Source organism: Pseudomonas sp. GM78 (assembly GCF_000282475.1).
GTDB lineage: Bacteria > Pseudomonadota > Gammaproteobacteria > Pseudomonadales > Pseudomonadaceae > Aquipseudomonas.
This window is the reverse complement of sequence record NZ_AKJF01000208.1, coordinates 38,441-60,931: the sequence shown is the minus strand read 5'-3', so window position 1 is coordinate 60,931 and position 22,491 is coordinate 38,441. Positions and strand designations below refer to the sequence as shown.

16 protein-coding genes are annotated in these 22,491 nt (G+C 61.0%); 7 read left to right on the top strand and 9 right to left on the bottom strand.

What is annotated here, in order from left to right; translation table 11 throughout:
• Positions 1-55 precede the first annotated feature (55 nt).
• From PMI35_RS33380 to PMI35_RS02425, 3 genes are all read right to left on the bottom strand, one after another.
• Positions 56-1,948 (bottom strand): hypothetical protein, encoded by a 1,893-nt coding sequence (locus PMI35_RS33380; protein WP_008065753.1) that lies wholly within the window; start codon positions 1,946-1,948, stop codon positions 56-58.
• A gap of 226 nt (positions 1,949-2,174) precedes the next feature.
• Positions 2,175-3,104: an NAD-dependent epimerase/dehydratase family protein gene (locus PMI35_RS02420; RefSeq protein ID WP_008065751.1), complete on the bottom strand. Its 930-nt coding sequence runs from the start codon at positions 3,102-3,104 to the stop codon at positions 2,175-2,177.
• A complete protein-coding gene (locus PMI35_RS02425; RefSeq protein WP_032832138.1) occupies positions 3,097-3,981 on the bottom strand; it encodes a sugar nucleotide-binding protein in 885 nt (294 codons plus the stop codon). Before PMI35_RS02425 ends, PMI35_RS02420 begins: the two co-directional genes overlap by 8 nt.
• A gap of 297 nt (positions 3,982-4,278) precedes the next feature.
• Here PMI35_RS02425 and PMI35_RS02430 point away from each other — a divergent pair, with 297 nt between their 5' ends.
• Positions 4,279-8,583 (top strand): Lhr family helicase, encoded by a 4,305-nt coding sequence (locus tag PMI35_RS02430; protein WP_008065749.1) that lies wholly within the window; start codon positions 4,279-4,281, stop codon positions 8,581-8,583.
• A gap of 116 nt (positions 8,584-8,699) precedes the next feature.
• Here PMI35_RS02430 and PMI35_RS02435 read toward each other — a convergent pair whose 3' ends face one another.
• Positions 8,700-10,829: a mechanosensitive ion channel family protein gene (locus PMI35_RS02435; RefSeq protein ID WP_008065748.1), complete on the bottom strand. Its 2,130-nt coding sequence runs from the start codon at positions 10,827-10,829 to the stop codon at positions 8,700-8,702.
• A 189-nt stretch (positions 10,830-11,018) separates the two neighbouring features.
• Here PMI35_RS02435 and PMI35_RS02440 point away from each other — a divergent pair, with 189 nt between their 5' ends.
• The 5 genes from PMI35_RS02440 (at position 11,019) to PMI35_RS02460 (ending at position 16,388) form a co-directional block, all read left to right on the top strand.
• A complete protein-coding gene (locus PMI35_RS02440) occupies positions 11,019-12,221 on the top strand; it encodes an MFS transporter (protein WP_008065747.1) in 1,203 nt (400 codons plus the stop codon).
• A gap of 181 nt (positions 12,222-12,402) precedes the next feature.
• Positions 12,403-13,329, top strand: a complete 927-nt coding sequence (locus PMI35_RS02445) for a DUF72 domain-containing protein (protein ID WP_008065745.1) — start codon at positions 12,403-12,405, stop codon at positions 13,327-13,329.
• Complete coding sequence (locus tag PMI35_RS02450; protein ID WP_008065743.1) at positions 13,326-14,123, top strand: endonuclease/exonuclease/phosphatase family protein; 798 nt, start codon at positions 13,326-13,328, stop codon at positions 14,121-14,123. The genes PMI35_RS02445 and PMI35_RS02450 overlap by 4 nt, the downstream gene beginning before the upstream one ends.
• Positions 14,120-15,415, top strand: coding sequence for a cardiolipin synthase ClsB (gene clsB, locus PMI35_RS02455; protein WP_008065741.1), 1,296 nt, complete (start codon positions 14,120-14,122; stop codon positions 15,413-15,415). The genes PMI35_RS02450 and clsB overlap by 4 nt, the downstream gene beginning before the upstream one ends.
• The gene (locus PMI35_RS02460) at positions 15,402-16,388 is read left to right on the top strand and encodes a lysylphosphatidylglycerol synthase domain-containing protein (protein WP_008065739.1); all 987 of its coding nucleotides are present in this window, start codon (positions 15,402-15,404) and stop codon (positions 16,386-16,388) included. The genes clsB and PMI35_RS02460 overlap by 14 nt, the downstream gene beginning before the upstream one ends.
• Positions 16,389-16,499: 111 nt before the next feature.
• On the opposite strand, the gene PMI35_RS02465 is transcribed toward PMI35_RS02460, so the two are convergent.
• From PMI35_RS02465 to PMI35_RS02475, 3 genes are all read right to left on the bottom strand, one after another.
• Positions 16,500-17,258, bottom strand: coding sequence for an alpha/beta hydrolase family protein (locus tag PMI35_RS02465; protein ID WP_008065737.1), 759 nt, complete (start codon positions 17,256-17,258; stop codon positions 16,500-16,502).
• On the bottom strand, positions 17,248-18,357 hold the full coding sequence (locus PMI35_RS02470; protein WP_008065735.1) for a DUF3182 family protein: 1,110 nt from the start codon (positions 18,355-18,357) through the stop codon (positions 17,248-17,250). Before PMI35_RS02470 ends, PMI35_RS02465 begins: the two co-directional genes overlap by 11 nt.
• A 301-nt stretch (positions 18,358-18,658) precedes the next feature.
• A complete protein-coding gene (locus tag PMI35_RS02475) occupies positions 18,659-19,651 on the bottom strand; it encodes a GlxA family transcriptional regulator (protein ID WP_008065734.1) in 993 nt (330 codons plus the stop codon).
• A 102-nt stretch (positions 19,652-19,753) separates the two neighbouring features.
• Here PMI35_RS02475 and PMI35_RS02480 point away from each other — a divergent pair, with 102 nt between their 5' ends.
• Positions 19,754-20,305, top strand: a complete 552-nt coding sequence (locus PMI35_RS02480) for a cysteine hydrolase family protein (RefSeq protein ID WP_008065732.1) — start codon at positions 19,754-19,756, stop codon at positions 20,303-20,305.
• Positions 20,306-20,386: 81 nt separating this feature from the next.
• Here the strand turns inward: PMI35_RS02480 and PMI35_RS02485 are convergent, their stop codons facing one another.
• The gene (locus PMI35_RS02485; RefSeq protein ID WP_008065729.1) at positions 20,387-20,905 is read right to left on the bottom strand and encodes a single-stranded DNA-binding protein; all 519 of its coding nucleotides are present in this window, start codon (positions 20,903-20,905) and stop codon (positions 20,387-20,389) included.
• Positions 20,906-20,914: 9 nt separating this feature from the next.
• The gene (locus tag PMI35_RS02490) at positions 20,915-22,312 is read right to left on the bottom strand and encodes an MFS transporter (RefSeq protein WP_008065728.1); all 1,398 of its coding nucleotides are present in this window, start codon (positions 22,310-22,312) and stop codon (positions 20,915-20,917) included.
• Between the last annotated feature and the right edge of the window lie 179 nt (positions 22,313-22,491).

The window sequence follows — 22,491 nt, the reverse complement described above, 5'->3', positions numbered from 1 at the left end:
GCCTGGCCGTTAATGGGAATTAGCAATCTGGCTACTTAGGCTTCTCCAATGCTAATCAAGTCGCAAAAGTGAATGTGTCAAACGCAATCCAATCCGGTGGGTCGGACACACCCGGTTGTATTACAATTTTTACGATTCCCGGTCTGGAGCATGTTATCTCTTCCGGGACACCAATCGTTTTTGAAGTTATTTTTTCCAAAAACACATCACCTGCTGCATAGAAGTTAAAATCCACTGGGAAATTCTGCATCGCAATCCAAAAATTGACTTTTGAATAAGTTGACCTTAGGTGAAGTACTACTTCTTGCGGCGTTGATCCTGTGTACGTGTAATTGGTATGTAATAATTGACCTTCAAGTTTTCCAGGATATTCAGGATTGCCTAAAGCCATTGGAGCAATCGCTACCAGCCCATCTCCTTTTGTAAAACTGATACGCATGCTTGGTATCTCGATACTCTCTCCAGAATTGATTATGGATGTTGGTTGAAGATCAAAATTTTCCTCAAGAATTGGCTCGACGGCCACCTTATAAGTCCGATCCGTAAACACCACCGCAGTTTCCTCGTTATTACTCTTGTCCAGCGAAACCTTGAACTTCAACGTGAGTTCGGTGTCCGCACCGAGTTCATTCAAGTATTTATTACCGAGCACTTGAGGCCAAAACCCCTGACTGATCCAGACTGGATTGACAACCGCTGGCAGGCCGTTCCATAGACGCATATTATGAGGCGTGCCGTCCGTTTTTTTGCCTTCCACGCTCATCCAGCATGATTGCCCCTCTTCGATCAGCGTCCAGAGCAATGCATGAATGGTGGCGTTCTTTTCGCCCAGCGCCGTCACGTCCAACACGCCGTCAACAGCCTCCACGATCTCTGGCGGGGTCAAGGCTGATGCCGGTAGTTCAAGAACGTTCAGCGTCAACGACGGAGAAGGGGTGGATTGGCCATTACGCTCGACGACGTAAGCGATATCGACAGGCTTGCCCAGGCTGTAGGCGAGCACCGAAAGGGGCACGACAATTTCCAGCCCGTCACTGACCTGCTGCTGCGGGCTGGTATATTTACTTGCAGGGATGCCAGCTTGGCCTTGCCAGCTAACGATCAGCTTGTCGCTGGGTAACAACCGACCTTCGGGCACCAGCACCCTGATTTCAAGCAGGGTGGGATCGAAGTCGCTACCGGCCATGCCTTCCACTTTCGGGACTTGCAACGAAACACGGTTGAGATCGATGTCCAGCCGGTTCTCGGGCTTGCTCTGGTTGCCCAACTGGTCGATGACAACGAACTCGGCCAACGTATTATCGTTGTCCCCCGCTTCCTGAAACGTCCCTGTAAACAGTGTTCGGGTAATTGAAGCCGGAGCGTCGGGCACTTCGAATCTGACATTGGTTTTGCCCAATCTGAATTCAATGACATCGTACTTGTTCCAGTTGGAATATCTGAACCCGAACTCCACCCCCTGCGCCGCGGCCTTGCCATCGACTCCATTTTTGAGGATCTCAAGCGGAATCTTCAGATCCGGGTCGTTTGCAATGTCCAGGTGATACAGCACCAACAGGTCACGAGACGGTTCGGCGCCTCTACTCTCTGTGGTGACCGTGTAGTACAAACGATTGACGCCATGATTCAAATGTCCGTGAGGTAGATAAAAACGGATGGGGTGCTGCTCCTCACCAGCTGCGACGGTCTTGCCCGCCACAGGCGTCGGATCGTCATTGACATACAGATCCACGCGATCACCAACTGCCACGGTAAAAGAGCAAAACTGGCTCTCGGTCCAGGGCTTAACCAGACACTCGAGGCCCTGCGCCTGCCCATCGTAAAGGGCTTGGGGAATACCACCATGGGCGATGCCTTCCGGTTTAACCGAAGGCACCCAGTTCGGGATGAGCAACGGATAAAGCTCAAACAACTCGTTCGATACGCGAGGACTGACATTGGTATTCATCACCTTCTCCCGGTGGCTAAAGGTCCTGAGTCCGGTCGGACACGGCCTATCACACATCAGGCAGGCATGTTTGACTACTGTCAGATCTGACAGGTGCATAGAACTTTTTGACGAACGGCAGCCCGCTTGAAAGCGAATCCCCGCGAAGACGGGGATACCAGTAAGATGAGCTATGGAGCTGTGATTAGCGCCTTTGGGGCAAGCGCGCCTCTACAGGCGCCTTTTTCTATTGTCCCAGCAACCGCGCCAGCCCAACACTCAACGGCGTCGGCTCGGGCGCCCTGAAGCGCTCCAGCAAACGCTGGTTGTTGGCCCGTGAATGACGAATGTCACCGGAGCGCGCCGGGCCGTAGCTGACCGGTGGCAGCTTGCCAACGACCATCTCGAGGGCTGCAAGCATTTGCTTGAGACTGGTCGCCTGGTTCCAACCGACGTTAACCGCGCCGTCTTCCACCTGCGGTTTCTCGATGGCCTGCACCAGCCAATCGACCAGATCCTCGACGTAGAGAAAGTCCCGCGTCTGCTCACCGTCGCCAAACACGGTGATCGGCAGGCCTTTCTGCGCGCGCTCGCTGAAAATGCTGATCACCCCGGAGTACGGCGAGGACGGGTCCTGACGTGGGCCGAAGATGTTGAAGAAGCGAAAAATCACCGGCTCCAGCCCATGCTCGCGTCGGTAGAAATCGAAGTATTGCTCGCTCGCCAGCTTGTCCGACGCGTAGGGCGTCAACGGCGCCTTGGGCGTGTCTTCATCGATCGACTCGCCTTCGCCATTGTTGCCGTACACCGCGGCACTGGAGGCGAACAGCACGCGCTTGACGCCTGTCTGGCGCATGGCTTCGCAGACATTCAGCGAGCCGATGAAGTTGCTCTGGTGGGTCTTCACCGGGTCGTCCACCGACGCCTGTACCGACGCCACTGCCGCCAGGTGCGCCACGGCGCTGCAACCGGCCATCGCCCGGGCGACCAGGGCGGCATCGGCCACGTCGCCGACGATCAGTTCGACCTTGGGATTGTCCAGCGGCAGGTTGCTGCGTTTACCGGAAGACAGATCATCGAGGATCCGTACCGAATAGCCCTTGGCGAGCAAGGCATCGGTGAGATGGGAGCCGATGAAGCCGGCCCCCCCGGTAATCAAAACGGGGCGATCAGCCATGACGATAGAACCTGTCCAGAAGACTCGGAAGGGCCGCACGCCAGGCGCGTGGCTTGATTCCGAAGGTGTGCAGAATTTTCTTGCAGGCCAGTACCGCGTGCTGCGGTTCTTCCGCAGCGTCCGGTCGCGTGGCGTGAGCCTGGGCGGTCGGCGCTTCGATGGCCAGCGGGTGCAGGGCGCGCGCTTCGGTGAGAATCGCCTGCCCCAGGGCCAGCGGCGTGGTCGCCTCGTGCCCGGCGTAGTGGTAGGTGCCCCACAGCGGCGCGCTGCAGTCCAGTTGCTTGAGCACCGAAATGATCACGCGGGCCGCGTCGTCCACCGGTGTCGGATTGCCCCGGCGGTCGTCGGCCATCAACAGTTCCTGGGCCTGCTCGGCGCGGCCGAGGAAGCGCCCGAGGGTGCCGTCGGGACTGTCATCGAGCAGCCAGCCGAATCGCAACAACACGTGTTGCGGGCAGGTGGCGCGCACGCTTTTCTCGATTCGCCACAAGGCCTGGCCACGCAGGCCCAGCGGCATTGGCTCGTCTTTTTCACTGTAGGCTGTCGCCCGGTTACCGTCGAACACGCGATAACTCGAGGGTTGCAGCAAAACGATGTTGTGATGCTGGCACAGTTCGGCCAGGCGCTCGATCGCCCGCTCCTGCCCGGCCAGGCGCTGCTCGCTGACCGCCTCCGCCTGGAACCAGTCGAAGTAGTAGGCGAGGTTGATCAACGCGTCCGGGCGGGTGTCGTCGAGCAGTTGCGTCAGGCTCGCGGCATCCCAGCCGTCTTGCGGTGGGCGGGGGGCGAGGAAACCGATGTCTTCCTCCGCACCGAGGCGAATCAGCGCCTGCCCAAGGGCATTTCCGCCGCCCAGTAACATAAGGCGCATTCGCATAGAGTCAGCAGGCCCAGTCTGATTGGAACGATGGCTTTATCGACAGCGCCCGCGGCGATGTCGTCGATAGTTGCCGGAATCGTTGCATTTTGCGGGTTTAGTGCGCAACCGTCATCCGTAAAGTGTAGATGTCCCGGTTTTGTAGTGCTGCTACTGGCCCCTTCGCTGGCAAGCCAGCTCCTACAAGAGCACCGCCGGCCCTGTAGGAGCTGGCTTGCCAGCGAAGAGGCCTTGCCAGTCAACGGAGATCCTGAGCGGTACTTGCATCTTCACTGAGTCACCCGCATAAATCAGACCATGAACCTGCCCATCCCCGCAGACAGTGCCCTGAGCGGATTCCACCCCGCCGTCAGCGCCTGGTTCAGCAAGACTTTCGCGACGGTCACCGCCGCCCAGGCCCGGGCGTGGCCGCTGATCCGCCAGCGCCGCTCGACCCTGATTGCCGCGCCCACCGGTTCCGGCAAGACCCTCACCGCCTTCCTCGCCGTCATCGACGACCTGGTCCACCGCGGCCTGGAAACCACTGAAGGCCTGCCGGACGAAACCCTGGTGGTCTACGTCTCGCCGCTCAAGGCGCTGTCCAACGACATCCAGATCAACCTGCAAGACCCGCTGGCCGGCATCACCGAGCAGTTGCGGGTGATGGGCCTGCCCGAGCTGCGGATCAGCACCGCCGTGCGCACCGGCGATACCCCGCAAAAAGACCGCTCGGCGATGCGCAAGACCGCGCCGCACATCCTGGTCACCACCCCGGAATCGCTTTACGTGCTGCTCGGCTCCGACTCAGGCCGAAAAATGCTCGGCACCGCACGCACGGTGATCGTCGACGAAATCCATGCCATCGCCGCCAGCAAGCGCGGCAGCCACCTGGCCCTGAGCCTGGAACGCTTGCAGGCACTGTGTACCGAACCGCTGGTGCGCATCGGCCTGTCGGCCACGCAAAAGCCCATCGAGGCGGTGTCGCGCTTCCTGGTGGGCCACGAGCGCCCTTGCGAGATCGTCGATATCGGCCACGCCCGCCCACGGGACCTGGGCATCGAAGTGCCGCCCGTGCCGCTGTCGGCGGTGATGGCCAACGATGTCTGGGAACTGGTCTACGACCGTCTCGCCGCCCTCGCCCGCGAACACCGCACCACGCTGATTTTCGTCAACACCCGGCGCCTGGCCGAACGCCTGAGCCGGCATCTTAGCGAACGCCTGGGCAAGGACACCGTGGCCGCCCACCACGGCAGCCTGGCCAAAGAGTTTCGCCTGGACGCCGAACAGCGGCTCAAGCGCGGCGAGCTACAGGTGTTGATCGCCACCGCATCGCTGGAACTGGGCATCGACATCGGTGACGTCGACCTGGTGTGCCAGATCGCTTCGCCGCGCTCGATTGCCGGCTTTCTGCAACGGGTCGGGCGCTCCGGGCACCAGGTTGGCGGCACCCCCAAGGGCCGCTTGTTCGCCACCACCCGCGACGACCTGATTGAATGCGTCGCGCTGCTCGATTGCGTGCGCCGGGGCGAGCTCGACACCCTGCTGATCCCCGAGGCGCCGCTGGACGTCCTGGCACAACAGATCATCGCCGAAATCAGTTGCCAGGAATGGCCGGAGGACGCGTTGCTGGAGCTGTTCCGGCGCGCCTCGCCCTACGCCGCCCTCGACGAAAAACATTATCAGGCACTGCTGCGGATGCTTGCCGAAGGCTACAACGGGCGCCAGGGCATCCGCAGCGCCTACCTGCATCGCGACGCCGTGAACCGTACCCTGCGCGGTCGTCGCGGCGCCAAGCTGACAGCCGTGACCAGCGGCGGGACGATTCCGGACAACGCCGACTACAGCGTGTTGCTGGAGCCGCAAGCGCTGAACATCGGCAGCGTCAACGAAGATTTCGCCGTGGAAAGCATCGCTGGCGATGTGTTCCAGCTGGGCAATAGCTCGTACCGGATCCTGCGGGTCGAAACCGGCAAGGTCCGGGTTGAAGACGCTCAGGGCCAACCTCCGACCATTCCGTTCTGGCTCGGTGAAGCGCCGGGGCGCAGCGCGGAACTGTCGTTCGCCGTCGCGCGCCTGCAAGCACATCTCGATACGCTGCTGGGCGCCACGCCTGGCAATTTGCAACCCAGCCTCGATTGGCTGACCGAAAACCTCGGCCTGAACCTGGCCAGCGCCGAACAATTGGTCGAATACCTCGCCCGTGCGCGCCAGTCCCTCGGCGCCCTGCCTTCTCAAGACACACTGCTGATGGAGCGGTTTTTCGATGAATCGGGCGGTACGCAACTGATCATCCACAGCCCGTTCGGCAGCCGCATCAACCGCGCCTGGGGCCTGGCCCTGCGCAAGCGTTTTTGCCGCACCTTCAATTTCGAATTGCAGGCCGCCGCCAGCGAGGACGCCATCGTCTTGTCGCTGTCCACCAGCCACAGCTTTGAGCTTGATGAGGTCTGGCGCTATCTGCACAGCAACAACGCGGAGCACATTCTGACCCAGGCCGTGCTCGACGCGCCGCTGTTCGGCGTGCGCTGGCGCTGGAATGCCGGCGTGGCGCTGGCGTTGCCGCGCTACACCGGCGGGCGCAAGGTCGCGCCGCAGATACAGCGCATGAAAAGTGAAGACCTGATCGCCAGTGTGTTTCCCGATCAGATTGCCTGCGTGGAAAACCTGGTCGGCGAACGGGAAGTTCCCGAGCATCCGCTGGTGGAGCAAACCCTCAACGATTGCCTGCACGACGCGATGGACAGCGAAGGCTGGCTGGCGTTGTTGCGGCGCATGGAACGCGGCGAGATTCGCCTGATCAGTCGTGACCTGCCGGCGCCCTCGCCGCTGGCGGCGGAAATACTCAGCGCCCGGCCTTACACCTTTCTTGACGATGCGCCGCTGGAAGAGCGCCGCACGCAAGCCGTTATCAATCGGCGCTGGAGCGAGCCGCAATCCACCGATGACCTCGGTGCACTGGACGCCGAGGCGATTGCCGCCGTGCGCGAAGAAGCCTGGCCGACACCCGCTGGTGTCGATGAAATGCACGAAGCGTTGATGAGCCTGGCGTGTATCACCGAAGCCGAGGCCGGCGCCAACGCCCCTTGGCTCGATTGGTTGAATACCCTGGCCGACAGCGGCCGTGCCTGTCGCATAAACCCTTCACTCTGGCTGGCGCGGGAACGACTGACCTGCCTGCGGGCCATTTATCCACAGGCTTTCTTGTTGCTGGCGCTGGAGGCGTTGCCGGGGTTCGATGAACCCTGGGAAGCGGACGACGCCGTGCTCGAAGTGATTCGCGCACGGCTCAGCGCTTTTGGTCCATTGCCGCTGAAGGCGATTGCCGAACCGCTGCAATTGCCGAAGGCACAAATCACCCAGGCGCTGGCGCAACTCGAACGCGAAGGCTACGTGCTGCGCGGTCGGTTCACTCCGGGCAGCACTGAAGATGAGTGGTGCGAGCGACATTTGCTGGCGCGGATACATCGCTACACCGTCAAGCGCCTGCGCCGGGAAATCGAGCCCGTGGCCTTGCAGGATTTCATGCGGTTTCTGTTCGACTGGCAGCACCTGTCCAATGCCACCCGTGGCCAGGGCAGCGCGATGTTACCGGCGATCGTCGCTCAGCTCGAAGGCTACCCCGCCGCCGCTTCAGCCTGGGACAGCGACCTTTTGCCCGCGAGGCTCAAGGACTATTCGCCCACCTGGCTCGATGAGGCTTGCCGCAGCGGCAAGCTGGTCTGGACCCGGCTGACCGCGCGCAACCGCAGCACCGGCACGGCGCTGCGCAGCACGCCGATCCTGCTGTTGCCGCGTCAACGGGTCGGTCTCTGGAGCGACCTGACCGAACAAACGCCCGTCAGCGAACTGTCGCCCAAGACACAGAAGGTTCACGCCGTTCTCAGCCAGCATGGCGCGCTGTTTTTCGATGAGCTGATACACGAAGCCCACCTGTTGCGCACCGAACTGGAAATCGCCCTGCAGGAACTGGTCGGCGCCGGGCTGGTGAACGCCGACAGCTTTGCCGGCCTGCGGGCGCTGATCACGCCGGCCAGCAAGCGCCAGCAGCGCAGTAGTCGACGTGGGCGCGGGGCCTTTGTCGGCGGCATGGACGATGCCGGGCGCTGGGCACTGTTGCGACGCGGGGTGGCCGCGCCGGTTGTGGATAACTCGCGGCCGGCGCCAACACCGGCAGACACCCTGGAACACATCGCCATGACCTTGTTGCGCCGCTACGGCGTGGTGTTCTGGCGATTGCTGGAACGTGAGGCCGATTGGCTGCCGAGCTGGCGGGAATTGCTGCGCACCTTCCATCGCTTGGAAGCCCGGGGCGAGATTCGTGGCGGGCGCTTTGTCAGTGGCTTGGCGGGCGAACAGTTCGCGCTGCCGGAGGCGATTCCATTGCTACGCGAAGTACGGCGCCGGCCCCTTGACGGCAGCTTGATCGCGGTCTGCGGGGTCGATCCGCTGAACCTCGCCGGCACCCTGCTGCCCGGTGCGAAAGTGCCGGCGTTGGCGAGTAATCGGCTGGTGTATCGCGATGGTCTGCCGGCTGCTGCGCAGATAGCTGGCAAGCCGTGTTTTTGGCTGGAGCTGGATCAGCAGGCGATGGCTGAAGTGCAGAGCAAACTGATCCGGCATTAATGTTGTCTGGTCTGGCCTCATCGCGAGCAGGCTCACTCCTACAAGGGATTTGTGGTGTACACAGATCCATTGTGGGAGCCAGCCTGCTGGCGATGGGGCCATCACAACCGACGAATTTATTGCGGCCGAGGCCGATCCGGCATCATTACCGCCGCATGCTCCGGCTCAGCCGCCCCATCATGCACAGGTTCCGCCGCCTGCCTCGGCATCAAGACCTGCTGTGGATAAGTCTGCGCGAAATGCACCCACGGACTGTTATCCACAAGCTTTTTCAAACGCTGGTTGAAGGCCCGGCTCACCGCATATTGCCCGCCCGACACGGTGCGAAATTGTGCCGTCAACACCACGCCATTGAGGTCCATCTTGTCGACGCCAAACACATCCAGCGGCCCTTGCAGGTTGTACCTGAGGAACGGGTCCTCGCTGATCGAATGCCCGGCCTCACGAATCAGTTCGATGGCCTTGTCGATATCGGTGTCATAGGTGAACTGCACGGAGAAGAACGCATAGGCAAATTGTCGCGATTGGTTGGTCACGGCCTTGATCTGGCCAAAGGGCACCGAGTGCACGAAGCCTTTGCCGTCGCGCAGGCGCAAGGTGCGGATGGTCAGGCCTTCGACCGTGCCGGCATGCCCGGAATCGAGCACCACCCAGTCGCCGATCGACAGGGTGTCTTCGATGATGATGAACAACCCGGTGATCACGTCCTGCACCAGTTGCTGGGAGCCGAAACCGATGGCCAGGCCAATGACCCCGGCACCGGCCAGGAACGGCGCGACATTGATTCCAAGATTGGCCATGGTGGTGATGGCGCAGATCACCACCAGAATGATTTTGATCGCATTGCGCAGCAACGGCAGGATGGTCTTGACCCGCGTACTCGGCTGGCGTGCCCCGCGTTTGTTGGCCGGTGGTTTCAGGGCTTCCTGGATCGCCGTGTCGAGCACGACCCAGACCATCCACGTCACCAGGAAGATCAAGCCGATATGGCTCAACGAGTCACTGATCGCCCGCCCCACGGCATTGCTGACCGCAAAATCGAACAGCGACACGCCCCAGATTCGTCCGAGGATATCGATGAACACAATGGCCATGGCGATACGCAACAACGCGTGGGAGAGGCTCAGGAAGCGCTCTTTGTAGGCGCCACTGCGGCGCACGTCGGACTCGCTGCGGGTCTTGAACAAGTGGTGCAGCGTGGTGCTGAGAAACACCGTCGCAATCAGCAGTACCGTGGTGAACAGCGCGCTGCGCAGCACTTGCTGGTTGTCATCGCCAATGCCGATCAGGTTGATGATAGAGACCAGCACCATCAACAGGATCGGCCAGTACCAGAGCCCGGAAAAAATCCGCAGGGTTTCGCGCAAGGCCGGCTGTTTTCGTCGCTGGGCCAATGGCAGGATGCGGATCACATGGGCGACCGGGCGACGCATGCGGAACACCAGCAAACCAAAGGAAATCGAGGCCGCCAGCCCGGTAAACACGGCGATGCTGCTGGTGAGATTGTTTCCCAGTTGGTGCGCGATCTGCGGGCTGGTCAAGGCGTCGCTCAGGGCGACCAGGAAGCCGATGGCGAACAGCGGCCGTGGGCTGTCATGACGAATGATCTGCACCGCCCGGCGCTTGTGCCCGACATTGAACAGTACCACCAGGGACATCACCAACGCTGCTGCGAACACGCCACTACTGGTGGCATAGGCAAGACACAACGCCAGCGCCCGACCGGCGGATACAGGCATTAACTGGCTGGCATAAATCGTCAGCGGCAGGCTGATCACCGCAGGAAGGCTGTAGGGCAATACATAGCCAAGCAATGCCTGCCCGCGCTCTCGACTGAGCAGCAAGCGATGGCGGCACAGGCGTTCGGTCAAGAACTTGCCGAACATCCAGAGCAGGCCGAAGACACCCGCCCACACCGCCGTCAGCAGCAGGAAATCCCCCGCTACGCTCCAGCTCGAACGGGCCGATGGACGATTGACCAGTTGATCGACCTCATCGGCCGCACGATCCGCGCGTAGGCGCCAGGCGTCGAGCAGGTCCTTGTTGAAATCGAGCTTGTCCTGGATGTCATCGATGCTCGAACTGATGGCGCCCAGCAACCCGCCCTGTACCAGGGGTTCGGGGTGTGCCGGTGGTGTGGCCGCGGTGGCCGCTGCCGGCACACCCGGTATCGCCGCGGCCTCCAGTTCCTCGCTGCCGAGGAACAACAGCGCCCCCAGTAATATCGCCTTCTTGAGCCTGATCAAGGCATCCGCTCCTTTGGATAGGACTGTAAGGAACTGATCGAGAAATGCCGGACTAGTTCGGTGCTGGCCGGCAAATGCCCGGCAATCTTTGCGCTCAAGACAAATATCAAATGCTCATCCCTGTATTTTTCCGCACGACCCAAACCCTGACACTGCGCTCCATCAAATCAACCCACCGGAGTTGCAGTCATGCCCATTGCCTTGCTCGCGCTGACCCTCAGCGCCTTTGCCATCGGGACGACCGAGTTCGTCATCGTTGGCCTGTTACCCACCATTGGCGCCGACCTGGGTGTCAGTCTGCCGTCGGCCGGCCTGCTGGTCAGCCTGTATGCGCTAGGCGTCGCCGTCGGCGCCCCGGTACTCACCGCCCTGACTGGCAAAGTGCCGCGTAAATTGCTGCTGTTGTCCTTGATGGTGTTGTTCACCCTGGGCAACCTTCTGGCCTGGCAAGCGCCGAGCTACGAGTCGCTGATTTTGGCGCGGATCGTCACCGGCCTGGCCCACGGGGTGTTTTTCTCGATTGGCTCGACCATCGCCACCAGTCTAGTGCCCAAGGAAAAAGCCGCCAGCGCGATCGCGATCATGTTCACCGGCCTGACCGTGGCCCTGGTGACTGGCGTACCGCTGGGGACTTTCATCGGTCAGCATTTCGGCTGGCGTGAAACCTTCCTCGCCGTATCGGCCCTGGGTGTGATCGCCTTTATCGGCAGCCTGCTCTATGTGCCGAAAAACATCGCCCACAGTAAACCCGCTTCGCTGCTGCAGCAGTTGCAGGTCCTCAAACAGCCGCGTCTGCTACTGGTGTACGCCATGACGGCGGTCGGTTACGGCGGTTCATTCATCGCGTTCACGTTCCTGGCGCCGATCCTTCAGGACATCGCCGGCTTCAGCGCCAGCACCGTCAGCCTGGTGCTGCTGGTCTACGGCATCTCGGTGGCCGTCGGCAACATCTGGGGCGGCAAACTGGCGGACAAGCGTGGCCCGATCAGCGCCCTGAAACTCATCTTCGCCCTGCTCGCCGCCGTGCTGTTCATGCTGACCTTCACCGCCGGCAACCCTTGGCTGGCGCTGGCTACCGTACTGGTCTGGGGCGCCGTGGCGTTCGGTAATGTGCCAGGGTTGCAGGTGTATGTGGTGCGTCAGGCTGAACATCACACGCCCAACGCGGTGGACGTGGCTTCCGGCCTGAACATCGCCGCATTCAACCTCGGCATCGCCGGTGGCGCCTGGGGTGGGGGCTTGATCGTTGCAAACATGGGGTTGATCCATACCGCGTGGATCGGTGGATTGGTGGTGTTGGTGGCGTTGGCGTTGACTGCGTGGAGCGGTCGCCTGGACCGGTTGGGGCCGGTGTATGCCGAATCCTCGACACGTGTAGTCGCCAGCCACTGAGTCCCCTGTAGGAGCTGCCGCAGGCTGCGATCTTTTGATCTTAAAAACAAAATCAAAAGATCGCAGCCTGCGGCAGCTCCTACATTGTCATCCTTGACTTAACCGTCCGTAGTCCCACCGAAACTTTCGTCACCGTCTGGCAGTCATCAAAAGATCAGGGGGCAGTCAGACGGGAGGCGGCATGGCGGCGATTCACATCGGCATTTCAGGTTGGCGCTACACGCCCTGGCGGGGGGATTTCTACCCGAAGGGGCTGGCCCAGAAGCGCGAATTGCAATTCGCCTCACGGGCGGTCAACAGCATCGAAATCAATGGATCGTTCTACGCCCTGCAACGGCCCGAACGCTACGCCCAGTGGTATGCCGAAACCCCGGTGCACTTTGTGTTCAGCGTCAAGGCGCCGCGCTTCATCACCCATATCAAGCGTCTGCGTGACATCCACAAACCCCTGGCGAATTTCTTCGCCTCCGGAGTCTTGGAACTCAAGGAAAAACTCGGCCCGATCCTCTGGCAGTTTCCGCCCAACTTCAAATTCGACGCCGAACTGTTCGAGGCCTTCCTCGAGCAATTGCCCCACGACACCCAACAGGCCGCCGCCCTCGCCCGCCAGCACGATGCCCACGTGAACGGCCACGCCAGCCTCAAGGCGAGCAGAAAAAAGCCCTTGCGCCATGCCGTGGAAATCCGCAACGAGAGCTTCATCGATCCAGCATTTGTGCGCCTGCTCAAACGCTATAACACGGCCCTGGTAATCGCCGACACCGCCGGTAAATGGCCATATCGCGAAGACCTCACCAGCGACTTCGTGTACGTGCGCCTGCACGGTGCCGAAGAGCTCTACGCCAGCGGCTACACCCCTCAGGCCCTCAAGCGTTGGGCTGAGCGGATCGATGCCTGGCATCACGGGCGACAACCGGCTGATCCGCAGCTGATCGCGCCGCGCCTGAAACCCAGGGTGCGCAAGTCGCGAGAAGTGTTCTGCTACTTCGATAACGACATCAAGGTCCGCGCGCCCTTCGATGCGCGTCGTTTACTTGAACGCTTCGATCTCGACAAAGACCTGCTCACCACCCCCGGCGAGCCGGTTGCCGAAGGAGTGCTGCCATGAGCGTTTCCGAACCGGTTGGCAGCACCGACGAGCAGGCGACCATCGATACCACGATGCACCGTTTCACCGTACTGACGGTCAACACCCACAAGGGTTTCACTGCGCTGAACCGGCGTTTCATCCTGCCTGAACTGCGTGAAGCGGTGCGCAGTGTATCCGCCGACGTGGTGTTCCTGCAGGAGGTACACGGCACTCACGAACATCACCACAAGCGCTATGACAATTGGCCGGCGATGCCCCAGTATGAATTCCTCGCGGACACCCTATGGCCGCAGTTTGCCTACGGCCGCAATGCCGTCTATCCAGCAGGCGATCACGGCAATGCCTTGCTGTCGAAATTCCAGATCGTCCGGCACGACAACCTCGACGTGTCCATCAGCGGCCATGAGAACCGCGGCATTTTGCATTGCGTGCTGCGCCTGCCGGGCGAAGGCCCGGAGGTGCATGCCATTTGCGTCCATCTCGGCTTGCGCGAAACCCATCGCAATGCACAGCTCCAGTTACTGCTGCGCCGGCTTGAGTCGTTGCCAGACGAGGCACCGGTGATCGTCGCCGGTGACTTCAATGACTGGCGCCAACGCGCCGATGCCCTGCTCAAGCCCTGCCGTTTGCGCGAAGTGTTCGCCGAGCACCACGGCAAACCGGCGCGCAGTTTTCCCGCGCGACTGCCGACACTGCGCCTGGACCGTATCTACGTACGCAACCTCAAGGCCAGCCATCCGCAGGTACTGACGACGCGCCCCTGGTCGCACCTCTCGGATCACGCACCGTTGTCGGTGGAGATCGAGCTATGAGCATCCCCTCGATGGAAAAAAACACCGTGGAAAGACCCATTGCCGCGCCGCCCATCAGCGCGCCGACAGCCGTCGACGTCGAGTACGGTTGGCAAGGCAACAATCGGGTCGAACTGCTGGAAAACGGCGAAGACTATTTCCCCAGGGTATTCGAGGCCATGCGCCAGGCCAAAACCGAAATCCTCCTGGAAACCTTCATTGTGTTCGAGGACAAGGTCGGTGAAGAACTGAAGACCGTACTCATCGAGGCGGCGCAACGGGGTGTTCGCGTGACTGCCAGTTTCGACGGGTTTGGCTGCGGAGAACTGACTGCCGACTATCTCACCGCCCTGAGCGGTGCCGGCGTGCATCTACAAATGTTCGACCCGGCGCCAAAGCGCCTGGGCATCCGCACCAACTGGTTCCGACGCCTGCACCGCAAGATCGTCGTGGTGGACGGGACGATTGCATTCATTGGCGGGATCAACTTTTCCGCCGACCATTTGGCCGATTTCGGTCCCGAGGCCAAGCAGGATTACTCGGTTGAGGTAGAAGGCCCGGCGGTGGCCGACATCCATCACTTCGCCCTGCTGCAATGCGGTCGCCCGGCCCACGCCAAATACTGGTGGCAACGGCGTCGGCAACGGCGTTCCGAACTGGCCGTCACCGATCACGATGGCCAAGTGCGGCTGGTGTACCGCGATAACGCCGAGCACGCGACCGACATCGAACAGGTTTACCGCCTGGCATTGCGCACGGCGCAGCGGCGGGTGGTGATTGCCAACGCCTACTTTTTCCCTGGCTACAGGTTGCTGCGCGAGATCCGCAACGCCGCGCGCCGCGGCGTTGAAGTGCGCCTGATCCTGCAGGGTCAGCCGGACTTGCTGGTGGCCAGACTGGCGGCACGCATGACTTACGATTACCTGCTCAAGTCCGGGGTGAAAATCTTCGAATACTGCGACCGGCCACTGCACGGCAAAGTCGCGCTGGTGGACGAAGACTGGAGCACCGTCGGCTCCAGCAACCTTGACCCGTTGAGCCTGTCGATGAACCTGGAAGCCAACGTGTTGATCCGTGACCGCGCATTCAACCGCGACCTGTTCGATCGGCTTGAGGAACTCAGCGATAACCATTGCAAGGCCATGTCGGTGGACAAAGCCCCACGCGGACGCATCTGGCACATGACCGTGGGCTTTCTGGTGTTCCACTTCCTGCGCCATTTCCCGGCATGGGCCGGTTGGTTGCCAGCGCACAAACCACGCCTGAAAGCGTTCACCCCACCGACCGGGAGCGATCAGCATGAGCCGCACTGAAACACAGGCGGCGCCCCACGCCGAGCACCCGGCGAAGTCGCGCTGGAGCCGTTGGAAAAGACCGCTGACGATGCTGTTTTTCCTGGCGCTGATCGTCCTCTTGACGATGTTTGCCCAGCGCATCGAATGGGGCGAAGTGCTCGAGACCCTGGCCGATTTCAAGGTGCGCACCCTGATCATCGCCGCCGGACTGACCCTGACGAGTTTCCTGGTCTACGCCTGTTTCGACCTGATCGGCCGCACCTACATCCGCCAGGACCTGACGTGTAAACAGATCCTGCCGGTGGGCATCATCAGCTACGCCTTCAACCTCAACCTGAGTGCCTGGGTCGGCGGCATTGCCATGCGCTATCGGCTGTATTCGCGGCTCGGGGTGAGCAAAGCCAACATTGCGAAAATCCTCGGCCTGAGCCTGGCGACCAACTGGTTTGGCTACATGGTGATTGCCGGCGCGGTGTTCAGCAGCGGGCTGGTGCGCATGCCGCCAGGCTGGAAACTCAGTAGCGGCGCGCTGCAAGGCGTGGGCGTCTTGTTGTTGCTGGTGAGCGCGGGATATCTGGCGGCCTGCCAGTTCTCCAAACGCCGCGAGTGGGCGATTCGCGGGGTCAAAATCAACTTGCCGTCACTGCGCATGGCGGTCTTGCAACTGGCCCTCGGGGCGCTGAACTGGTCGTTGATGGCCGCGGTCATTTTCACGCTGCTACCGAGCAAACTGGATTATCCGCTGGTGCTTGGCGTGTTGCTGATCAGCGCCATCGCCGGGGTCATCACCCACATCCCGGCCGGGCTCGGCGTGCTGGAAGCGGTGTTCGTGGCTTTACTGCAACACGAAGCATCGCGAGGCAGCCTGGTGGCGGGGTTGCTGGCGTACCGGGCGATTTATTTCCTGTTGCCGTTGTTGATCACGCTGGTGATGTATCTGCTGGTGGAGGCCAAGGCCAAGTCGCTGCGGATATCGAAGAAACCCAAATAATTAGCGGTGCTCTTTCGGGCGCCTTCGCGAGCAGGCTCGCTCCCACATTGGAAATGCATTCCACTGTGGGAGCGAGCCTGCTCGCGAAGGGGCCATGAGCGACACCACAATTCATTTTGACTGAATAATGCTTAACCGCTCACCCACCACCATCTCCGTAACCCAGCTCACGAGGATCGAGGTGTAGGCCTGCTGCGAAACAGGATCGCTCAGCGCATGATCGGCGCCATCGATAATCCGGTGGGTCAGCGAGTGCGTCCGCTGGCACGCCGCGCGATAACTCATGATGGTCGCGTGGGGCACGTAGTCATCGGTTTCCGACTCCACCAACAGCACATCTCCGGTAAATTCAGAGCAGGCATGCAGCGCCCGATTGCCATCGGCGCGCACCAGCGTACTGCGGTAATCGCGCAGATCGAGCTTGTCCAGATCGCGCTTGGGGGTGTGCCATTGATCGTCGCGGTACAGCGCCGGCACCCGCAGCGCCAGCCAGCGCACCGGCCGCAGCGAAGTCAGGATCGAGGCCAGGTAACCACCGTAACTGGTGCCGACCACGGCAATCGCCGAAGTATCCAGCGCCGGGTGCGCAAGCAGGCGGTCGTAGGCCGCCAGCAAGTCACGCAGATTGTCTTCACGGGTCACGCGGGTCAAAGGAATACCCGTGCCGCCGGTATGCCCGCGCAGGTCGAAGGTCAAACACACGCAACCCAGCCCGGCGATGCCTTTTGCCCGTTCCAGATCGCGCTCCTGGCTCCCGCCCCAACCGTGCACGAACAACACGCCGGGGACTTTCGATTTGGGGCTGAGAAAAGTCCCGCTCATCTGTTCGTCGTCAATGTCGATTTGAATGCTTTCGCTTCTAGCCGTCATAGGATTTGACCGTTACGTACTTGAGGAGGAAATCACTGCTTTCCGCCGGCCCGCGGTAGACCTCGATGGCGTCCGCCGGCAGCGGCTGATCGATGTAGGTTTCCACCGAGGAGACGCGAATCGCGCGCATCCCCGGATCGTTGACGAAGCTCTGCAAGGCTGCCACTTCAGCACTGCTGGCCCCGCCCATGCGCCAGGATTGCTCGAGTACGCCGCTGCGTCGCTGGCCGTCACTGGCAATACCCTGGGCGATGTCGTAATTGCGCCGCGAGGCGTAGAACCCGGGATAGGCTTCATCGGCGGCGGCGTCGAACACCTTGGCCTGCCTGATCGCCAGTCGCACGTCCTCAGGCAAGTCCAGCTTCAGCAGATCATCATAGCCGCCCTGCACCACCAGCAGGTTTGAACCACCATAGACCTCTTCGCCGAGAGCGTCTTTGGTCAAGTATTGATCACCGCAATAACTCAGCAACCTGGCGCCGATGAAACTCTGCCCGACGCTGTGGGTAATCACCTGGTCCAGGTCCTGCTCCAGCACCACACCTTCATTGAACATCGCCTTGGCTTCAGGGCGGGCGAGGATCTCGTCGAACTGGTCGAGGCTGTTGATGACTTCCTGGCCGCGCCCTGCACAGGCATGAATCGGCTTCATGCGGATCGGACCACTGTAGAGCAGATGCTCCGCCGCCGGCCGCGCATCATCGAAGGAGAAAACACTGAGCCCGTCGAGCACCACCGTGCGCACCCGCTCGGAAAACATCGGCGCCCAACCTTCTGGGGCATGGGCATGCCTGTTCAGCAAACCATGGCTGATGGCCTTGGTGCAGATGAAATCGTGCTCGACGTAACCGCCCCACAAATCATCTGGCCCCTTGACGCCCAACTGCTTCGCGGCAGCGGCGCCCACCAGTGTCTGGGTCGGCAACAGATAGATGTCCCGCCCGCCATGCACCTGCGGGTCGTAGCTGCCACCGAACTTGAGCCCGAGGATTTGCGCCAGCCAACGGGCCAGGGCGCGATTGGTTTCGACTTCGTGCTGCGGCGCATCGGGGCGCACCGAATGGGCGACTACCAGTTTCTTGCCGTTGGTTGGGGTCATGCGTCCCCCTTCAGTTGTCGCTAAATGAATGTAGCTGATGGGGTGCAGAGTTCAGGCCAAGCGTGTCTTCGAGAAAAACTGTATTAACGACAGTCAGTTGCGGGAAAGGTATAGCGCCGAGCCTGCTTTATTCTGCACGACTCGCTGCAAGACTCTGGCATTTTGCACGACCCAAGGTAGCGATTCCCCCCTGTGGGAGCGAGCCTGCTCGCGATGAGGCCAGCATATTCACCATTTATGTTGCCTGACACGCCGCCATCGCGAGCAGGCTCGCTCCCACAGGGGATTTGTGCTTTTCCGCCTATCGGGTTACTACGCTCGGCATCACCCCAAACCGCGCTCGATAATCACTCGGCGCCAGCCCGGTAATCTTCTTGAACGTCGAACGAAACGCTCCCGGATCCTGATAGCCCACGGACCAGGCGATGTGATCGATGGTGCCATTGGTGAATTCGAGCATTTCCCGAGCCTTGCCGACTCGCAGGTGCTGGCAGTACTCCGTGGGCTTGAGCCCGGTTGCCGCGCGGAATCGACGCAGGAACGTTCGCTCTTCCAGCCCTGCCCGCTCAGCCATCGCCGTCAGCGAGACATCGGTGGCCCCAGTGCTTTGCAACCAGTGTTGAACCTTGAGAATCGCGGCATCGCCATGGTTGAGAATCGGCGCGAAATTGCTGCCGCACTCACTGGCGCTGTCGCTGTGTTCCACCACCAGGAAACGCGCAGTGCCGGTGGCAATGCTCGGGCCCAATAGACGATCGACCAGGCGCAGACCCAATTCAGACCACGCCATCAGGCCGGCAGTGGTAATCAGGTCACCATCATCGACGATGGGCGTTTCGGCTTTAAGCTTGATCGCCGGGTAACGCTCGGCGAAAGTTTTTGCGGAAGTCCAGTGAGTGGTGGCGCTACGCCCGTCGAGCAGTCCACTTTCAGCCAATAGCAACGAACCCACGCAGACACCACCCAGGGTCGCGCCATTGGCGTGTTGCTGGCGAAGCCAGCGCAGCAGCGCTTGCGGCGCCTGCGCTTCGCTGAACCCGGCAATCGACGGTGGAATCAACACCGCCACCATTGCGCCGTCGGCAGCGGGATGGCTGTCATAGACACGAACCGGCGCCTGTTCGCCATCGACCTGCCAATGGCTGATCCGCAACAAAGGCAAGCGCGCGGCCTGATGCTCGGCGGCGATGCGGTTGGCCACCCCGAACAGGTCCGTCAACCCATGCACCGCCGCCATCTGCGCGCCGGGGTAGATCAATACGCCCAGTTCGACGATTGCCCTTTGTGCATCCATTGTCAGTTTTCCCCCTTCTATTGTCGGTGGGGCCAATCCCCGGACGGTCTGCCAGGGCCAATACTTCATCCCACATTCAAACCGCACTTCGAGGAAACAGTCATGGCCAAGCAAGCACTCATCGTAGTCGATATCCAAAAAGACTACTTCCCCCAAGGCAAGTGGCCATTGGCCGGTGCCGATGCCGCCGCGGACAACGCCGTTCGTCTTCTCAAGGCCTTTCGTGACGCCGGTGATTCGGTGGTGCACATCCGCCACGAATTCACCTCCGCTGAAGCACCGTTTTTCACCCCGGGGTCCGACGGCGCGAAGCTGCACCCGAAAGTCCTCAACCAGGGCAATGAGCCGGTGGTGCTCAAGCACTTCGTCAACTCGTTCCGTGAAACCGAACTGCAGTCCATTCTCGACGAGCAGGGCATCAAGGAACTTGTGGTGGTCGGTAGCATGAGCCACATGTGTGTCGACGGCATCACCCGCGCTGCCAATGACCTGGGCTACAGCGTCACGGTGATCCATGATGCCTGTGCCTCCCGTGACCTGGAGTTCAACGGCCTCACCGTTCCAGCAGCCCATGTGCATGCCGCGTTCATGGCGGCATTGGGTTTTGCCTACGCCAAGGTAGTGTCCACTGACGAGTTTTTCGGGGCCAACTGATTAAACCCCGGAAACGCAAAAGGCCCGTAGCGACTGATCGTTACGGGCCTTTTCATTTATGCCGTTCGGGAAAGCAAATGCTTAGAACGGAATATCGTCATCGAAGCTGTCGAAGTCCGGAGCCGGCTGCGGTGCGGCCTGCTGAGGAGCCGGGCGCGACTGTTGCGGTGCCGACTGCTGTGGACGCGGAGCCTGCTGGCGCGGAGCGGATTGCTGGTAGTTACCGCCGCCCTGGCCTTGCTGATCACCCTGTTGAGGACGACCGCCCAGCAGTTGCATGGTGCCTTGCATGTCGACCACGATTTCAGTGGTGTAACGTTTGATACCGTCTTTTTCCCACTCGCGGGTCTGCAGCTTGCCTTCGATGTAGACCTGCGAACCTTTGCGCAGGTACTCGCCGGCGATTTCCGCGACCTTGCCGAACATCGACACACGGTGCCATTCGGTTTTTTCGACTTTCTGACCGGTTTGCTTGTCGGTCCACTGTTCGCTGGTTGCCAGACTCAGGTTGGTCACGGCATTGCCATTCGGCAGGTAACGAACTTCAGGATCCTGGCCGCAAGTGCCGACCAATATGACTTTGTTAACCCCACGGGCCATTACGTTCTCCTAGGCTACGCACGCTGCCCCGGCCGGGTTGTTCACCAGGCTTTCAAGGGTGGTGCGATCCAATAGTTCGGTGTCCAATTTGATGTAAATGGCCGCCTCATCGGCGACTATCACTGCATCTGTTACCCCTACGACAGCCTTCAGGCGCTCGACCAGGCCCGCTTCGCGGATCGCTTCGGGCGACAATGGCAAGCGCAGGCTTGTCACGTAGGGAGGTTCACGCATGGTAACAGCAAAGGCCAGCCAGAGGGCAGCCAGACCGGCGCATCCAAGGAACACAACCGACAGACCGCCATGCTGGAACAGCCAGCCACCGAGTATGCCGCCCAGTGCCGAGCCGAGGAACTGACTGGTGGAGTAGACCCCCATCGCCGTGCCCTTGCCGCCCGCCGGTGAAACCTTGCTGATCAGCGACGGCAGCGAAGCTTCCAGCAGATTGAAGGCGGTGAAAAACACCACGGTACCAATCACCAGAGCCCGCAAGCTGTCGCCGAACTGCCAGAAGAATAGCTCAGTGAGCATCAGCGTCACGACGGCGCCGAGCAAAACTCGTTTCATTTTGCGTCTCTTCTCGCCGTAGATGATGAACGGGATCATGGCGAAGAAGGAAATCAGCAGCGCGGTCAGGTACACCCACCAATGCTGCTCCTTGGGCAGCCCGGCTTTTTCGACCAGCGCCAGCGGCAAGGCAACGAAACTCGACATCAGCATCGCGTGCAACACGAAGATACCAAGATCCAGGCGCAGCAGGTCCGGGTGCTTGAGCGTCGGGATCAGCGCCTGACGGGCGACGCCGGATTCGCGGTGCTGCAACGGCCCCGTGGAACGCGGCACCATGAACATCACAATCACGATGCCGACCAGCGCCATGCCACCGGTGGCGAGAAACAATCCGGACAGCCCGAAAGCACGGGTCAGCAACGGCCCCACTACCATGGCGACAGCAAACGACAGGCCGATCGTCATGCCGATCATGGCCATGGCTTTGGTCCTGTGCTGTTCGCGGGTCAAGTCCGAGAGCAACGCCATCACCGCCGCGGAAATCGCCCCGGCACCTTGCAGGATGCGCCCGGCGATTACCCCCCAGATCGAGTCGGCGTTGGCCGCCAGGACGCTGCCGAGGGCGAAGACGATCAGCCCCAGGTAAATCACCGGACGGCGGCCGATGCGGTCGGAAATGAAACCGAAGGGAATCTGGAAAATCGCCTGGGTCAGGCCGTAAGCGCCAATCGCCAGCCCGATCAGGGCCGGGGTCGCTCCCGCCAGGTCCATGCCATAGGTCGCCAGGACCGGCAACACCATGAACATGCCAAGCATACGGAAGGCGAACACCAGGGCCAGACCGCTTGCCGCGCGGGTCTCGCTGCCACTCATGCGCTCGCTGTGGGGATCGTGCATGGAAAAACCTCATGTGAACCGGCGGCGATTCTACCAGTCCCATCGATTGGCAGGGTATATCGCGACGCTTTGCCGCGTGTAGATGACAGAGCTTTCATGTAAGGCAGCCAGTGCAACATTCGATAGTGTGCATCCATCCAGTATTTGGCCGTATACTCCTACGTTTTCGACGCCCGCCG

Excerpts from the sequence above, each read along its gene's own strand:
- PMI35_RS33380 (WP_008065753.1), bottom strand. The coding sequence starts at position 1,948 with ATGAATACCAATGTCAGTCCTCGCGTATCGAACGAGTTGTTTGAGCTT.
- PMI35_RS02420 (WP_008065751.1), bottom strand. The coding sequence starts at position 3,104 with ATGGCTGATCGCCCCGTTTTGATTACCGGGGGGGCCGGCTTCATCGGC.
- PMI35_RS02425 (WP_032832138.1), bottom strand. The coding sequence starts at position 3,981 with ATGCGAATGCGCCTTATGTTACTGGGCGGCGGAAATGCCCTTGGGCAG.
- PMI35_RS02430 (WP_008065749.1), top strand. The coding sequence starts at position 4,279 with ATGAACCTGCCCATCCCCGCAGACAGTGCCCTGAGCGGATTCCACCCC.
- PMI35_RS02440 (WP_008065747.1), top strand. The coding sequence starts at position 11,019 with ATGCCCATTGCCTTGCTCGCGCTGACCCTCAGCGCCTTTGCCATCGGG.
- PMI35_RS02445 (WP_008065745.1), top strand. The coding sequence starts at position 12,403 with ATGGCGGCGATTCACATCGGCATTTCAGGTTGGCGCTACACGCCCTGG.
- PMI35_RS02450 (WP_008065743.1), top strand. The coding sequence starts at position 13,326 with ATGAGCGTTTCCGAACCGGTTGGCAGCACCGACGAGCAGGCGACCATC.
- clsB (WP_008065741.1), top strand. The coding sequence starts at position 14,120 with ATGAGCATCCCCTCGATGGAAAAAAACACCGTGGAAAGACCCATTGCC.
- PMI35_RS02460 (WP_008065739.1), top strand. The coding sequence starts at position 15,402 with ATGAGCCGCACTGAAACACAGGCGGCGCCCCACGCCGAGCACCCGGCG.
- PMI35_RS02465 (WP_008065737.1), bottom strand. The coding sequence starts at position 17,258 with ATGACGGCTAGAAGCGAAAGCATTCAAATCGACATTGACGACGAACAG.
- PMI35_RS02470 (WP_008065735.1), bottom strand. The coding sequence starts at position 18,357 with ATGACCCCAACCAACGGCAAGAAACTGGTAGTCGCCCATTCGGTGCGC.
- PMI35_RS02475 (WP_008065734.1), bottom strand. The coding sequence starts at position 19,651 with ATGGATGCACAAAGGGCAATCGTCGAACTGGGCGTATTGATCTACCCC.
- PMI35_RS02480 (WP_008065732.1), top strand. The coding sequence starts at position 19,754 with ATGGCCAAGCAAGCACTCATCGTAGTCGATATCCAAAAAGACTACTTC.
- PMI35_RS02485 (WP_008065729.1), bottom strand. The coding sequence starts at position 20,905 with ATGGCCCGTGGGGTTAACAAAGTCATATTGGTCGGCACTTGCGGCCAG.
- PMI35_RS02490 (WP_008065728.1), bottom strand. The coding sequence starts at position 22,312 with ATGCACGATCCCCACAGCGAGCGCATGAGTGGCAGCGAGACCCGCGCG.